Origin of the sequence: Nostoc sp. (assembly GCF_036917675.1) — a bacterium.
In the GTDB taxonomy this organism is placed as follows: Bacteria; Cyanobacteriota; Cyanobacteriia; order Cyanobacteriales; family Nostocaceae; genus Nostoc.
Genome location: NZ_JBALCT010000071.1, coordinates 85974 through 100477, shown reverse-complemented (window position 1 = coordinate 100477; position 14504 = coordinate 85974). Strand labels below are relative to the sequence as shown.

Genomic DNA, 14504 nt, shown 5'->3' with positions numbered 1-14504 from the left:
TCTCAAAAAATATATAAAATAGGTTGCATAAAATGCGCCGTTCGGCCTCCCTTCAACGCCTGTTAATTTATGGTCTGAGCGGTCCCATTATCGCTCTTAATGTCTGGCTGCTGTCTGTGCTTTTTCGCTATTTCCAGCATCCGATTACTGTCTTGAGCATTGCAGCAATTCTGGCTTTTCTCCTAAATTACCTAGTTAAGTTCTTTGAACGTGCTCGGATCACCCACACTCAGGCGGTGATCATAGTTTTACTTGCAACATTAACCCTGTTTGGGATTCTGGGTGTGACTCTAGTGCCGTTGATTATTGACCAAACAATCCAACTGTTAAAGAATATCCCTGATTGGTTAGGCGCCAGTCAAGCAAACTTAGAGCGGTTTGAGATGCTGGCAAAGCAACGACGTTTGCCAATTGATCTGAGGGTTGTAAGCAGTCAAATCAATGCCAACATTCAAAATGTAGTACAACAGCTAGCTTCTGGTGCAGTAGGATTTGCTGGAACACTGCTGTCAGGATTACTTGACGTAGTGTTAGTCATCGTACTTGCATTTTATATGCTTTTATATGGCGATCGCGTCTGGTATGGTCTAATCAATCTTTTGCCCTCTAATATTGGAGATCCCCTCACCGCATCCTTGCGCCTAAATTTCCAGAACTTCTTCCTTAGCCAGTTGTTGCTAGGACTGTTTATGATGCTAACCCTGACACCAATTTTCTTAGTGATGAAGGTGCCCTTTGCCCTGTTGTTTGCCATATTAATTGGTATTTCAGAACTCATTCCCTTTATCGGGGCGTCTCTAGGCATTGCTCTGGTGACGATTTTAGTACTACTGCAAAATTGGTGGTTAGCAGTTCAAGTTGCCATAGCGGCAATTCTCATGCAGCAGGTTAAAGATAACCTGTTAGCGCCCAGGTTACTCGGCAACTTTATTGGACTGAATCCTATCTGGATTTTTGTGTCTATTTTGATGGGATTTGAAATTGCTGGGTTGTTGGGGACGCTTGTTGCTGTTCCCATTGCTGGTACTATTAAAGGCACTTTCGATGCGATCAAGAGCGGCAAGCCGAGTGACTTTGTATCAACTGTCACTATTGCCCATGACCCGCCCCCCGATTAAGGCGGCAGGGGGAGCAAGAATTTTAGATTTTAGACTTCGTGGTGAGCGCTCAGTCGAACGATTTTGGATTAAAGAATTGAAATTTAATCCAAAATTTAAAATCCCAAATCCAAAATTGAATTGCCCTGTTTGGCCAAAGTCAAAAGTTGCACAATCTGATCTCACAATTCACAATGGTGATTGATTACAAATTTCAGAGGATGCTGCTAGCAGGCGATTCCTGATCAAGCAAATTTATAAAGTACACGCTTTGTCAATAGTCAATGAGTTTAGTGTTGAATTTACGGTCTTTTGATTCTCATTAATTAACTTAGAACCCGTTGATGGAAGCTTCCGAGCTATTAGAAACAATCACACTCTTGATTTATCAAGCCCAGCAGGGGGAAATTGATCCTTGGGATGTCCAAGTGATTGAGGTGATTGACCGTTACTTAGAACTGATGGCACCGGAGTCAATAGGAAGAGGCTATGAAGCGGACTTGTCTCAATCTGGACAGGCATTTTTGTCAGCATCAATGCTGGTATTATTCAAAGCTAATACATTGATGCAATTGTCAACAGTAGGAGATACAGAGGATGGTGTAGTAGATGATGCTCTCTTGTCAGGTGAAGACGGTGTATCACATCAGGGTCATCGTTTACCATTAGAACGGCAATTGCGTCGTCGTCCATCGGCAATGCCGCCACCAAAGCGCCGGGTGACTCTGCAAGAGTTAATCAAGCAATTGCAGATTATGGCGAACCAACTGAAACTGGTAGAAAAAGTCAGCAAACCTATCCGTCCCAGACGTTTGCCTAGTGTCCAAAGTATGCGGGAGGCGTTGGAGTTAGCTCACCAGGAAAATCTGACTGAAGTCGCCAGGGAACTAGAGCAGGTGTTGAATTTGTCAGCAAGAGAGTTAAATTTAGAACAAAATTGGTTGAATTTAGAACAACTTGTAGAATTGTGGACTCAGACAAAGCTTCTCAACCAAAATGGCTCTGGACATGAGTCTAAACGCAGTCAGCTAGTTAGCGTTTTCTGGGCGCTACTATTACTCTCGGCTCAATCAAAAGTAGAGCTATTTCAAGAAGAGTTTTACCATGAGATTAAAATTCGCTTACTTAAAGATTCAGCTAACTCCTGCAAACCTTTTGAGCAGCCGATGAACTAAGAAAGCCAAAAGTAGCCCTACAGATAATTTACAGATTTTTGATTCAGCCCCAAAATCCGAGTAAATTGAAAAGATAAGCGATCGCTTATCATCTAAGTATAGTTATGGTTGCAATAACCACTAAATTCCTGTTATCCCTGTTTTGAGAGATAACTTAGAGCAGAAATAAAAACTGATGATTAGCTTATCACTTGATAAAAGTAAACTGGCTTGTGGTTGAGGAATAAATTTTTATGAAAGCGATGATTCTCGCGGCTGGTAAAGGTACTCGCGTGCGTCCAATTACCTATACAATTCCCAAACCAATGATTCCCATCCTGCAAAAGCCAGTGATGGAGTTCTTGCTGGAACTGTTACGCAAACATGGATTTGACCAAATCATGGTCAACGTTAGTCATTTGGCTGAAGAAATAGAAAACTATTTCCGTGATGGTCAAAGGTTTGGGGTACAGATTGCCTATTCCTTTGAAGGGAAAATTGATGACGAGGGGAAACTGGAGGGGGAAGCAATAGGTTCAGCTGGAGGAATGCGCCGCATCCAAGACTTCTCACCGTTTTTTGATGATACCTTTGTGGTTTTGTGCGGTGATGCTTTGATTGACTTGGATTTAACTGCGGCGGTTAAATGGCATAAAGCTAAAGGGGCGATCGCTACTATTATTACGAAATCTGTCCCCAAGGAAGAAGTTTCTAGTTACGGTGTAGTTGTGACTGACGAAGATGGTCGCATCAAAGCTTTCCAAGAAAAGCCTTCAATTGAAGAAGCCCTCAGTACTAACATCAACACAGGTATTTACATCTTTGAGCCAGAGGTGTTTAACTATATTCCCTCTGATGTCGAATATGACATTGGTAGCCAATTGTTTCCCAAATTGGTAGAAATCAAAGCTCCTTTCTACGCCATCCCTATGGACTTTGAATGGGTAGATATTGGTAAAGTCCCAGACTATTGGCGGGCGATTCGTGGTGTACTGCTGGGTGAAATCAAAAATGTGCAAATCCCCGGTCATGAAGTCGCCCCTGGCATCTACACTGGCTTAAATGTCGCCGTAAATTGGGACAAAGTGGATATCACAGGGCCAGTTTACATTGGTGGCATGACCAGAATCGAAGACGGAGCTAAAATTGTCGGACCAGCGATGATTGGCCCCAATTGTTGGATATGTAGTGGCGCAACAGTAGATAACAGCGTGATTTTTGAATGGTCGCGCCTGGGTCCGGGAGTCCGGTTAGTCGATAAGCTGGTATTTGGACGTTATTGTGTAGATAAAACTGGGGCTGCGATCGATGTTCAAGCGGCTGCTTTAGATTGGCTGATTACCGATGCCCGTCAGAGAGTGCCATTACATAACCCTGTTGAGCGACAAGCGATAGAGGAATTGTTGGGGACAAACACTAATTAGGGCATGGGGCATGGGGAATGGGGAATGGGGAATGGGGAATGGGGAATGGGGAATGGGGAATGGGGAATGGGAACTGGGGAGTGGGGAAGAGTTTTCCAATGCCCAATGCCCAATGCCCAATGCCCAATGCCCAATGCCCAATGCCCAATGCCCAATGCCCAATGCCCAATCCTAACTATTTAGATACGTATATCTTCTAAGACTCTGCTCGTAGGTTTGCAGCAGTCGCTGAGATTCCGCTAGGGTGATGCGCTTTTCTTCTAATGCTTTCTCGCAACGCTGGCGAATGTTTTCCACCATATCTTCGGAGTCATACTGGACGTAGCTCACCACTTCGCTCATGGTGTCACCTTTGACAACGTGTTCAATTTGGTAGCCTTTGGGCGTTAATTGGATGTGAACGGCGTTGGTGTCGCCAAATAGGTTGTGCAAATTGCCCATGATTTCTTGGTAAGCTCCATTCAAGAACATCCCCAAATAATAGGGTTCTCCGGGGTTGTAGGTGTGCAACTCTAAAACAGATTTGACATCGCGCAGGTCAATAAAGCGGTCGATTTTACCATCACTGTCGCAGGTGAGGTCTGCTAAAATTCCTCGCCGCGTTGGTTCTTCATCCAAGCGGTGGATGGGCATAATTGGGAATAGCTGATCGATCGCCCAGCAATCTGGTGCTGATTGAAACACTGACATATTCACGTAGTAGATGGAAGCCATAATCTTTTCTAGGTCTTCCAGTTCATCGGGTACGTATTCTTGCTGTCTAGTGATGTTGAGAATTTTCTGACAACAAGCCCAGTAGAGGCGTTCGGCTTTAGCTCGTTCTCTGAGGCGTAAAATTCCTAAGTTGAAGCGGCTGATGGCTTCTTCTTTGAATTGGGCAGCGTCGTGATACAACTCTTGGTAATTCTCTTGGTTGATCGATTGGTAGCTTTCCCAAAGATAATTAATAATTGGGGATTCTCCCTCTTGCGGAGGTTCTGGGGCGTCGAGGGGGACATCGCTAGTACTCAGAACATCAAAAATCAGCAGCGACTGATGGGAAGCGAGCGCTCGTCCACTTTCACTAATCAGTGTTGGTACGGGAATCTGCCGTTCAGCACAGGTATCTTTTAACTCTGCCACGATGTCGTTGGCATAGTTCTGCATGTTGTAATTTTTCGAGGCATAGAAGTTGGTTTGGGAGCCATCATAATCTACACCCAAGCCACCACCAACATCAAGGTATTTCATATCTGCCCCCAGCATCGACAATTCCACATAAATGCGGCTGGCTTCTTGGATGGCATCTTTGATCACATTGATGGCAGAAATTTGTGAGCCGATGTGGAAGTGCATCAACTGCAAAGAATCGAGGAGGTTAGCTTCCCGTAACTTGTCAACAGCCTCGATTACTTCAGGCATTGTCAAACCAAATTTAGCGCGATCGCCACTAGAGGCTCCCCAACGTCCCATACCTTGGGTACTGAGTTTAGCACGAACACCTAATATCGGCTTAATACCTAACTGGCGATTGGCATCAATCACCAAATCAACCTCTTCAATCTGTTCTAAGACGATGACTGGTGTTTGTCCTAGTCTTTGGGCTAACATTGCCGTTTCGATGTATTCTCGGTCTTTGTAGCCGTTGCAAATTAACAATGCTCCTGGTGTATCCAAGACAGCTAAAGCAATCATTAATTCTGGCTTGGAACCGGCTTCTAAACCAAATTGATGAGGCTTGCCAAATTTCACTAAATCCTCAATCAAATGCCGCTCTTGATTGCACTTGACCGGAAACACGCCACGGTAGACACCAGGGTAGTTGTAGCGGGCGATCGCTTTATTAAAACAAGCGTTCAAGCGCTCAATCCGGTCTTCCAAAATATCGGAAAAGCGAATCAACATGGGAAGCCCCAAGTTGCGATCTTTCATGGCGTTGACCAATTCAAACAAGTCAAGAGATCCCCCGCGATCGCCCTTGGGTGAAACGGTGACGTGACCAGCAGCGCTAATGGAAAAATAAGGTTGTCCCCAACCTTCAATCCTGTATAACGCTTCGCTATCCTCAATTTTCCAGGAGCGAGGTAAATCTCCTGTGGTAGTACTAGGTGGTAAGAGTTTTTTTTGCTTATGATTTTTCACTTCAGATTTTTGTCCATTGGACGGTAGTACCACCTCTTCAGATGTAGCAGTTGAATCAACACCCATTTCTTCCTGACCTCTGTTTTTCACCCACAAATTAACAATTTAGCGCATTCATTTGAGAACGTATATGCACCCAAAGATAATTTCTGAGATAAACTCTGATTGGTCATTAGTCATTGGTCATTAGTCATTGGTCATTAGTGCAAAACCCTTGAACAAATGACAAATGACAAAAAGAGAAGTCTTGGCGCTGGTTTGCAGCGAACAGAACTTCGGGGACAATTGACTAGATAAAAACTTTATTAAGCTTTGGGAAACAGCAATGGAACGTACATTCTTAGCAATTAAGCCTGACGGAGTACAGCGTGGATTGGTGGGGGAAATTATCCGTCGCTTTGAAACTAAAGGTTTTACCCTAGTTGGTTTAAAGTTCCTGAAAGTCAGTCGGGAATTAGCTGAACAACATTATGATGTTCACCGGGAACGTCCCTTTTTTGGTGGTCTAGTCGAATTTATCACTTCTAGTCCAGTGGTGGCGATGGTATGGGAAGGTGATGGCGTTATTGCATCTGCCAGAAAGATTATTGGTGCGACAAACCCCTTAACAGCAGAGCCAGGAACGATTCGCGGCGATTTTGGCTTAAATATTGGTCGCAACTTGATCCACGGTTCTGATGCTCCAGAAACCGCGCAACAGGAAATAGCTCTATGGTTTAAAGATGAAGAATTGGTTAATTGGCAACCACACTTAACCCCTTGGTTGCACGAGTAAAAGATTAGGGAGTGGGGAGAGCAAATGAACAATTATTATTCTTCCTCATCTCCCTCATCTTCCTCTTCTTAGGAATGTGGATTAAATAAAATGCAAAACTTCATCCTGTCTCACGATTCCTCTCCTTTATAAAGAGAGGGATTGAGGGTGAGGTAAGCCAGGTGTATGTTATTTAATTCTTATTCCTTACTTCGAGACTTCGCTCTTTTCTGGTTCTACTTGCGGTAATTGGGTGCCAACACGCTTGGAAAATCCCCAGCCTAAAATCAGGAAGATCGCAGGAATCATGATCCATTCTGGTGGAACTAAACTATCGTTCACCACTTTTAACAACAGGCGCAAGCCCACTAAGGCCACAGTTACATAGCCTGCATCCTCTAGGTTTTCATATTCGTCTAGCCAACGAATAAATAATCCCGCCATGAATCGCAGCGTTATAATACCAACTGTTGCACCCGTCAGCACTAGCCATTTTTCTTGAGAAACTGCGATCGCAGTTGTCACGCTATCTAAAGAAAATGCCAAGTCTGTAAATGCAATCACGGGTATCGCTTGCAACAAGGAATTAAAACGCGGTTCGTGATGCTGCTCGTCTTCACTTTGTTGAGAGGTAAAGTGTTGGAATACCAACCACAGCAGGTAAGCAGCGCCTAATAGTTCAAATTGCCAGTATTTTTGTACCCAGGTGGCGGTAAGAATTAGAGTGATTCGCAGTATATATGCAACGACTAAACCAAAGTTGAGGGCCTTACGCTCAAGTTCTTTGTCTTCCAGCCCTTGAGCGATCGCAGCCAGGGCGATCGCATTATCGGCAGATAACACCGCCTCTAAAAATATCAGGATCAGCAGAACTATTGGGGCTTCAAGGCTGACATGAAAGTTGAGGTAATCAAAAATTTGGTCTAGCATTCCGGGTTTCTCAAGCAGAAAAAATTAAAATTTGACAAGAACAAGAGATTTTCATGTTAAAAAGCGCAATAAATTGCTACTCTAATCCAGCTTAACGTGGTTGTGGTGCATTTTGAAGGGGGTTGAATGGATGCGATCGCCGTACAACTGGGGTGTATTGTGTGTTATTCAATACGCCAAAAGTTTTAATATGCAGCTCTATGCGATCGCAATGGACTGCTGTCAGTTCGCATCTAGAATTAGAATATGAGAACAAAAATATGGTAATAATTTATGAATATTTCCTTAACCACCGAGCTTGAGCAGTTTATTCAAAGTCAGGTTGCAAACGGTAAGTACACCTCATCTGAGGAAGTAATTATTGCTGGTATTAGGCTGTTGGAGGAACGGGAACGCATTTACAAGGGTCGATTTGAAGAACTGCAAAGGGAAATTATGATTGGGGTTGAGCAACTTGAGCGCGGAGAACGACTTGACGGTAAAGAAGTAATCGAGCAACTGCGTCAAAGAAACCAAGCTTTGAGAAAGACTCAGGCACAATAATGAGTTTATATTTTCTATCGCCTCAAGCTACCCAAGACTTACAAGAAATAAACGATTACCTGTTTGCTGGAAATCCAGATGTTGCAGATAGGTTGCTCACAGTAATCACTCAAAAGTTGGATACTTTGGCAAAGTTTCCCAGTATGGGACGTAGACGGGATGAACTTTTACCTGCATTGCGTAGCTTTCCAGTTGATGATTATTTGATATTTTATCGGCCAATTGCAGAGGGAATTGAAGTTGTGCGGATAGTAAGTGGCTACCGCGATTTAGAGGCGCTGTTTTTAGATGATGATTCAAGGTAATAATTTTCAGTCTATTAAAAAACAAATTTTGTTACAGTAGGCTTTAGCTTGACGTTCTAGACGTTCAATTTCTGTTTTCCACGGCTCAAGCTTGTTTTCTCGCTGTTGCAATTCATCTGCTGTAGGGTTTCTAGAAGGCTGGGTATTTGGATTAGGCAGAATTCCATGATTTTTAAGCCAAGTTGGGGAAAATTCCTGCACCTGCCAAAGATAAACATGATCGTGTCTATCGCCACCTAGACAACGAATGCGTTTCACTGAAAGAGTGGATTCACCAAAAAGGATTTCCTCATTTCTGGAATTTTTCGGAAACAGGCGCGTCTCACTACCTCTTCCACGAAAGAATTCGACTACAAACCACTCAGCAAAATCAAATATACAGACCTCTGTGCGATCGCTACCATCATCCTCTAGTAGATCAACATCATCTTGAATTTGATACCCGATGGCAATTTGTGATGTTTGAGGTAACAAGATGCGAAGCCGTTCAAAGCGGTTACTGTAATTAGCCCAAAAGTCTTTGCGTCTACGTAGCTGATTTAACTCGAAGTCTTGTAAATCGAGCCTATTCAATATGAGATTTACTAACTTTTGGAAGTCACCATAATTGATCCCTCCAATCCACTCTCTAAGTTTTTGCCTTGCTGGATCTGAAAGTTTATACCAATTATTCCCATTTCTATAGTTATTTCGCAACCAATCAACCAGTAAAGAATGATTGGTTGCTATATTATTGGAAACATTAGTGAGTAAATAATTAACAGCTTTTATTTGCTGAGTATCTGACATTTCATCTAAACATATTAACAGCCATTGTACCTGCTGATGATTTGGAGAAGTAATTGTAGAGAAATAGGGAGTTATATCTTCTATGAATTGGCTAAACAATGGAATATAAGCAGGTAAAATGTCTCGTATGTTGTTTAGCAACCCAGTTCGATTAACACGTTTTTCACAAGCAATTTTCGCCAATTCTCTACCTGCTTGTGTACTGCGAAGCGCCCGAATAATTCTAACTGGTAGTAGGTGACTAACTAAGTCAGAATTAGCAAAAATATTAAAAGATTCAGCTAGAGACTGTGCTAACACCTGTTCTTGCTGATTACCATAATAAAGAGCTAAACGCCACAATAGCTGATGTTGCAACCATGAATTAGAAATTGCTACCTTCCAAATAGCTGCTGATGTTTTCCTGCATCGGTCAATATTTTGCTGATCCCACTGTGCTTTAGCATGGATGCAATAAATCCAGTCCAACGGACTTACTTGATCAGCTTTACCCTGTTCAATAGCTTCCAATACTTTATCAACACTTGGTATTGATATTGTTGCATCTGGTAAGTTACTTGCAAGCTGAATAAGTTGATTAGGACTACACTGGGGAGTTTCAGGTAGGGAAGCAATAGAAAACTGAGAATTCAAGATTTTTCTCCTTTAAAGAGAGGTTTTTACGATATCTTTCTTTAACTCATCACTGCGAAACTGAAAACGGAAAACTACCTTGCGATCGGCTGGATTATCACGTTTCTTATCAGATTCAATCTCTCCACGACCAGCAGCTAATATCTTTTGGCTCAAAGGTGCTTTGGTAGGGAAATTCATGTCATAAAAAATGTATGTATAAACTGATGATGCTCGCAACAAGCTTAGTTGTAGATTGGTTTTGTCATCTCCTTCTGAGCTAGTATGACCTTCTATAACTACACGGCTAATTTCCTGATCAAATTCTGGTTTAGAGAAAATCACACCACTGTAAACAGGAATAAAGCGGCGTAGGAAAGCTTTACCTTCTGGTTTAAGTTCTGTACTTCCCTTGGCAAAAAGAATTGATTCTTGGATACTTATATCCCCATTGTCTGGGTTGACTTTGACGTTGATATTGTTGCTTTTCATCTGTCCTACAACATTACCAATTACTACCCGTTTTGGTACATCCTTTTGAGCAAGCTGGAGTAGTGCAGTGATAAATAGCAAAGCAAAAAACATTAGTAAACTAGACATTAAATCGGCAATAGACAGATAAATACTAGAGTCATCATCCTCTATAATCTCTGTATTGATTTCACCTCTGATCAAATCATCCATGATTGCTTCCACCAGTACCAAATTGGCGGTTATCATGTGCAGCGACTAGAACTTTTGCTGTCTCTAGTAAACCTCCGCAAACTCTAGCCATAGAAGTATCTGCTTGTTGGAAAAAGCTTAACTGTGAGTCAACATTCCTTTGCATAGAAACTTCAAGATGACTCTGCAAAGACTGAAGGCTATTGTCAAATTTTCGATTCAAATTCCTGTATGAATCGTCCACTCTTTGCACTTCCTGACCAATACCACGAGCAAGATTTTCTAGTTGTATTAGTCGTTGTGCATCATTTAATCCAGCCGCACTAACTAATCTGTTAATTTGTTCGACAGACCTCTGAATTTTAGTCATACTTTCGTCTACTTCTTGAGTCAATTTACTACGCCTTTCAAATTCCTCACGGAAGACTTGATCAAGATTTTTCACAACTCCAGATAATCCTTCCTGTTGTTTGCCTAGTGTCACCTCAAGTAAGTTGTTTTGTTCTTGAAAAAATATCTGTAAATTCGCTTGGTATTCTTGCCGGAATTTTGTCAAATCTTCCTCTACTGTTTGGCGTGTGGCTGTGAGTGTTGTGGCGATATTTCCTAAAGTGCCCAGAAGATTATCCTTCGCATCATTCATCAAACCAGAAGCTTGATCACCCACTGTTTTTAGAGTATTAGTTTGCTCATGAAAGGTTGTATTTGCTTCGGTGAGAATTCGGATAATTCCAGTCTGAGTAGCTTGAAGCATCTGCTTTTCTACTACTGCGCGTTCTTGTAGCGCTATCTGAAGTTCCTCTCGAATTCCTCGGAAGGTAGCAGCAGCTTGCACTGCACTTGCTTCAAAAGCACTTCTCTGGGCTGTCATTCCTTGGATACTTTGGTCTACGGCTCGATTAATTTCCTGGGATGTTTGTTGTAAAACTCCCGTAGTTTCAGTTTGAAATTGACTCAAAGTTTGTCCCATATTGTTAGCAAATCCTTGCAGCATCTGCTGTTCTACTGCTGCGCGTTCTTGTAGCGCTGTCTGAAGTTCCTCTCGAATTCCTCGGAAGGTAGCAGCAGCTTGCACTGCACTTGCTTCAAAAGCACTTCTCTGGGCTGTCAGTCCTTGAATACTTTGATCTACAGCTCGATTAATTTCGTGCGCTGTTTGTTGTAAAACACCTTTTGTATCTGTTTGAAATTGATTTAGAGTCTTCCCCAAATTGTTAGCAAATCCTTGGAGTTCTACCAAAGTCTCTTTTTGAAAGTTCTGAATTGTCAGAATGGAACTTGCCAAACTTTGAGAGATACCACCGAGTTCCTTATGTAGGGTCAACACTGCGGTGGAAGCTTGTTGAGTTAACTCTGCACTTTTATCTAGCCGATCTGCAATCGGTTCGAGTACTTGAATTCGCAAATCTTTGATGAGTTCTTCTAAAACTCTCTGTCCCTGGTTTTCTTGAATTTCTCGGAGTTTTTTCTGTTCTTTGAACATTTCTCCCAAGGCTGGCTTAATCTGCTGACCTATCGCTTGACCTATAGCTTGGGCTGACAACTGATTTAACCCGGCAAACTGTTCTGCAATACTTCTACCTACAGCTTGACCAATGCCTTCTGCATTTAGCTGCTTTAGCCCGGTCAAGTTTTTTGCGACAAGATTAAGTGCTTCAGCTACTTCATGGTTAGTATTATCTACCGTTTTTAAAGTTGCGCTCGCTTTCAATTTCTGACGCAAACTATCACGCCGTATCTGCCGTAGTGAATCACACCCAAACAAAACTAGAAGAAACAAGCTACCAGAACCAAGCCCCATCATGGAAGTGGAGAAAGCTGTTTTCATTCCCACCAGTAGCTCTTTACTGGCAGTCATCAATTCTTTAGGATCTTCTGTAGATAAATTAATTCCTTGAAGTCCCTGTTGTATACCATAAAAGGTTCCTAAAAGACCAATGGCAGTACACAAGGTTGTCACGAAACGCAGGGAACTTCGAGGTATTGGGCGGGCTAAGACAGATGGATACTTTATCAGTACGAACTCGCCATCCTTTTGCGCTTGTTGAATTATACTTACATCATCGGTTCCTAAATGCTTTTTTAACCAGTTGCGAACTTCGTTTGAAAGCTTTACATTTTTACCCTTTTTCAAATTACTCAAAATTGTAATCGAGGCTTCAGTCGCGCCACACTCTGAGAGCCAATACTGCCATAATGTGTAAAGTTCGATAAGAATTGCGGCTACTAATACAAAAGCAACTGCCCAATGAAAAGGTTCGTTATGCCAAATAATGCCCCAGACTTTTGCTATATCCACGCTGCACCCCTCTTGTTTATCTTGGTTATATCTTTTTGAATTGCTCTAATTCTTTATCCGCAAGAACTTCTTCAGCTATCCGCATTGGGAGATGTTCTGCATACAGGCGGTTTCCTATAGGTTCCCGGAGGCGTAAGCTATAAACTGGCTCACCTTCTGCCTTTTTGTCCTCAATTAGATAAACCTGTTCTGGTGCATAGCTTCGCAATAAACGCACCTGCAAACAGGTTTTTAAATCCCGTGAAGAAGTAGATAGGGGTGAATCATGCCCAAATAATTCACAAGCGACTTTCCAAGCGTGGTTAACCGCCACAATTTCTTCAACCAATTTCTCCACCGAGGGGTACAAAAGTTCCGCAGTTTCACTAATCAATGCTTTTGACCTACTTGTCTGAGCTTCAATAGGTCTATAGTTCCCAAAATGAAAATTTATTTAACTTTTCTTGATAAAGCTATAAAGATTTAGAGCGTCAGGAGGCTGAAGCTTTAGCTAAAGCAGTTGGTTATCTTCCCCTGGCATTCTTTTGTTGCAGTTGCTCATCGTTAAACTATAGCGGTTCTCACTTCAGTGCAATACAGTCTAAACCTCACCCCGTATTTGCTGGCGCAAACACTCCCCTCTCCTTAGCAAGGAGAGGGTTGGAGGTGAGGTTTAAAAATGTACTTCATCCAAACGAGAACCGCTATATTTAAGCTTGGGTTGTAGCAAGATCCAGGAAGTGATACGGAGTGAAACACAACAAAGCCCTGAAAATGTTGGGTTACATTCCTCAACCCAACCTACACCAGAGTGATTTTTTAGCCAAAACCTACGCAGTATTGCCTCATGTCCCCCTGCTTCCTGCTTTCTATGCAGTTTTAGCATTCTCGTCTAATGCTTGCTCTACAACATTTTTCAAGCGACTCGACCTGATTTTGCGGATGCCATCGCTATTACGAACACCCCCCGCCATCTCATATTCGCGGCTGTCTTTGCCGTATTTGATCGCAACTACCATCAGCATCTTCTCAGAAAGCTGACTCAAATTTTTTTCCATCTCTTCAATTTCAGTTTTAGAAGAGTCAACCACAGACAGAGCAGTATTATAAACATCGAGTTTATTACGTAACAGATCAATTGACTCAATCATTTTTTCCAGACTATAATATTCATCAAATTTGATGTTTGGAACAATCGATTTCAGTCCAGAGGATCTTAACTGAGCTTTTTCTAAAATACGGGATGTACGTTTTTGACGAGACATAAAATTACTCCTTTAAAATGCTGCTATAGCTAGTTTGCCTCAATTAAACTCCATTCCGGTTCAGCAGAACTCGCAATTTTGTCTGATAAAAGTTTCAGGTTATATCGGTAATTGTTCGGTATCTAATCAGTAATGTAAGAACGCACGAGTCATACCGCTCCCGTCACGAGCCACACCGCTCCCGTCACGAGTTAGACCGCTCCCGTCACGAGTTAGACCGCTCTCGTCACGAGTTAGACCGCTCCCGTCACGAGTCACACCGCTCCCGTCACGAGTTAGACCGCTCCCGTCACGAGTTAGACCGCTCCCGTCACGAGTTAGACCGCTCCCGTCACGAGTCACACCGCTCCCGTCACGAGTCACACCGCTCCCAATACGGTTCGGTTAAGGTGTTTATTCCTCGAAGATCCCCCCAACCCCCCTTAAAAAGGGGGGCTTATAAATAACCATCTTTTACCCCCTTTTTAAGGGGGTCGCCGTAGGCGGGGGGATCTTAACCGAACCGTATTGACACCCCTCCCGTTTGTTGGGGAGTGTGTAGACGAAAAGCGATTTCTTACTAGATATCG

At 42.6% G+C, this 14504-nt stretch carries 15 protein-coding genes; 7 read left to right on the top strand and 8 right to left on the bottom strand.

Annotation, left to right across the window (positions count from 1 at the left end):
- The first annotated feature begins 32 nt into the window (after positions 1–32).
- The 4 genes from V7K31_RS27530 (at position 33) to V7K31_RS27515 (ending at position 3858) form a co-directional block, all read left to right on the top strand.
- A complete protein-coding gene (locus V7K31_RS27530; protein WP_335098752.1) occupies positions 33–1118 on the top strand; it encodes an AI-2E family transporter in 1086 nt (361 codons plus the stop codon).
- A 323-nt stretch (positions 1119–1441) separates the two neighbouring features.
- Positions 1442–2272, top strand: a complete 831-nt coding sequence (locus V7K31_RS27525; RefSeq protein ID WP_335098749.1) for a ScpA family protein — start codon at positions 1442–1444, stop codon at positions 2270–2272.
- A gap of 233 nt (positions 2273–2505) precedes the next feature.
- Positions 2506–3675, top strand: a complete 1170-nt coding sequence (locus V7K31_RS27520) for an NDP-sugar synthase (RefSeq protein ID WP_335098746.1) — start codon at positions 2506–2508, stop codon at positions 3673–3675.
- A gap of 3 nt (positions 3676–3678) precedes the next feature.
- The gene (locus tag V7K31_RS27515; protein WP_335098744.1) at positions 3679–3858 is read left to right on the top strand and encodes a hypothetical protein; all 180 of its coding nucleotides are present in this window, start codon (positions 3679–3681) and stop codon (positions 3856–3858) included.
- Here the strand turns inward: V7K31_RS27515 and speA are convergent.
- Positions 3847–5862, bottom strand: coding sequence for a biosynthetic arginine decarboxylase (gene speA / locus V7K31_RS27510; protein ID WP_335098742.1), 2016 nt, complete (start codon positions 5860–5862; stop codon positions 3847–3849). The two genes, V7K31_RS27515 and speA, sit on opposite strands and share 12 nt — an antisense overlap.
- A gap of 259 nt (positions 5863–6121) precedes the next feature.
- Here speA and ndk point away from each other — a divergent pair, with 259 nt between their 5' ends.
- Positions 6122–6571, top strand: coding sequence for a nucleoside-diphosphate kinase (ndk, locus tag V7K31_RS27505; protein WP_335098740.1), 450 nt, complete (start codon positions 6122–6124; stop codon positions 6569–6571).
- A gap of 186 nt (positions 6572–6757) precedes the next feature.
- Here ndk and V7K31_RS27500 read toward each other — a convergent pair whose 3' ends face one another.
- Complete coding sequence (locus V7K31_RS27500; RefSeq protein WP_335098738.1) at positions 6758–7480, bottom strand: TerC family protein; 723 nt, start codon at positions 7478–7480, stop codon at positions 6758–6760.
- 273 nt (positions 7481–7753) lie between these two features.
- On the opposite strand from V7K31_RS27500, the gene V7K31_RS27495 reads away from it, so the two are divergent.
- Both V7K31_RS27495 and V7K31_RS27490 read left to right on the top strand, forming a co-directional pair.
- Complete coding sequence (locus V7K31_RS27495) at positions 7754–8023, top strand: type II toxin-antitoxin system ParD family antitoxin (RefSeq protein ID WP_335098736.1); 270 nt, start codon at positions 7754–7756, stop codon at positions 8021–8023.
- On the top strand, positions 8023–8328 hold the full coding sequence (locus V7K31_RS27490; protein WP_335098734.1) for a type II toxin-antitoxin system RelE/ParE family toxin: 306 nt from the start codon (positions 8023–8025) through the stop codon (positions 8326–8328). Before V7K31_RS27495 ends, V7K31_RS27490 begins: the two co-directional genes overlap by 1 nt.
- A 6-nt stretch (positions 8329–8334) precedes the next feature.
- Here the strand turns inward: V7K31_RS27490 and V7K31_RS27485 are convergent, their stop codons facing one another.
- The 6 genes from V7K31_RS27485 to V7K31_RS27460 form a co-directional block, all read right to left on the bottom strand.
- A complete protein-coding gene (locus V7K31_RS27485; RefSeq protein ID WP_335098732.1) occupies positions 8335–9750 on the bottom strand; it encodes an EH signature domain-containing protein in 1416 nt (471 codons plus the stop codon).
- A gap of 12 nt (positions 9751–9762) precedes the next feature.
- A complete protein-coding gene (locus V7K31_RS27480) occupies positions 9763–10449 on the bottom strand; it encodes an OmpA/MotB family protein (RefSeq protein WP_335098729.1) in 687 nt (228 codons plus the stop codon).
- The gene (locus V7K31_RS27475) at positions 10406–12691 is read right to left on the bottom strand and encodes a hypothetical protein (protein WP_335098727.1); all 2286 of its coding nucleotides are present in this window, start codon (positions 12689–12691) and stop codon (positions 10406–10408) included. The genes V7K31_RS27480 and V7K31_RS27475 overlap by 44 nt, the downstream gene beginning before the upstream one ends.
- Positions 12692–12716: 25 nt before the next feature.
- Positions 12717–13064 carry a hypothetical protein gene (locus V7K31_RS27470; RefSeq protein WP_334869430.1) on the bottom strand — a complete coding sequence of 116 codons (348 nt, stop codon included), beginning with the start codon at positions 13062–13064 and terminating at the stop codon, positions 12717–12719.
- Positions 13065–13539: 475 nt separating this feature from the next.
- Positions 13540–13935, bottom strand: coding sequence for a hypothetical protein (locus V7K31_RS27465; protein WP_335098725.1), 396 nt, complete (start codon positions 13933–13935; stop codon positions 13540–13542).
- A gap of 126 nt (positions 13936–14061) precedes the next feature.
- The gene (locus tag V7K31_RS27460; protein WP_335098723.1) at positions 14062–14298 is read right to left on the bottom strand and encodes a hypothetical protein; all 237 of its coding nucleotides are present in this window, start codon (positions 14296–14298) and stop codon (positions 14062–14064) included.
- Positions 14299–14504: the final 206 nt, after the last annotated feature.

Excerpts from the sequence above, each read along its gene's own strand:
- V7K31_RS27530 (WP_335098752.1), top strand. The coding sequence starts at position 33 with ATGCGCCGTTCGGCCTCCCTTCAACGCCTGTTAATTTATGGTCTGAGC.
- V7K31_RS27525 (WP_335098749.1), top strand. The coding sequence starts at position 1,442 with ATGGAAGCTTCCGAGCTATTAGAAACAATCACACTCTTGATTTATCAA.
- V7K31_RS27520 (WP_335098746.1), top strand. The coding sequence starts at position 2,506 with ATGAAAGCGATGATTCTCGCGGCTGGTAAAGGTACTCGCGTGCGTCCA.
- V7K31_RS27515 (WP_335098744.1), top strand. The coding sequence starts at position 3,679 with ATGGGGCATGGGGAATGGGGAATGGGGAATGGGGAATGGGGAATGGGG.
- speA (WP_335098742.1), bottom strand. The coding sequence starts at position 5,862 with ATGGGTGTTGATTCAACTGCTACATCTGAAGAGGTGGTACTACCGTCC.
- ndk (WP_335098740.1), top strand. The coding sequence starts at position 6,122 with ATGGAACGTACATTCTTAGCAATTAAGCCTGACGGAGTACAGCGTGGA.
- V7K31_RS27500 (WP_335098738.1), bottom strand. The coding sequence starts at position 7,480 with ATGCTAGACCAAATTTTTGATTACCTCAACTTTCATGTCAGCCTTGAA.
- V7K31_RS27495 (WP_335098736.1), top strand. The coding sequence starts at position 7,754 with ATGAATATTTCCTTAACCACCGAGCTTGAGCAGTTTATTCAAAGTCAG.
- V7K31_RS27490 (WP_335098734.1), top strand. The coding sequence starts at position 8,023 with ATGAGTTTATATTTTCTATCGCCTCAAGCTACCCAAGACTTACAAGAA.
- V7K31_RS27480 (WP_335098729.1), bottom strand. The coding sequence starts at position 10,449 with ATGATAACCGCCAATTTGGTACTGGTGGAAGCAATCATGGATGATTTG.
- V7K31_RS27465 (WP_335098725.1), bottom strand. The coding sequence starts at position 13,935 with ATGTCTCGTCAAAAACGTACATCCCGTATTTTAGAAAAAGCTCAGTTA.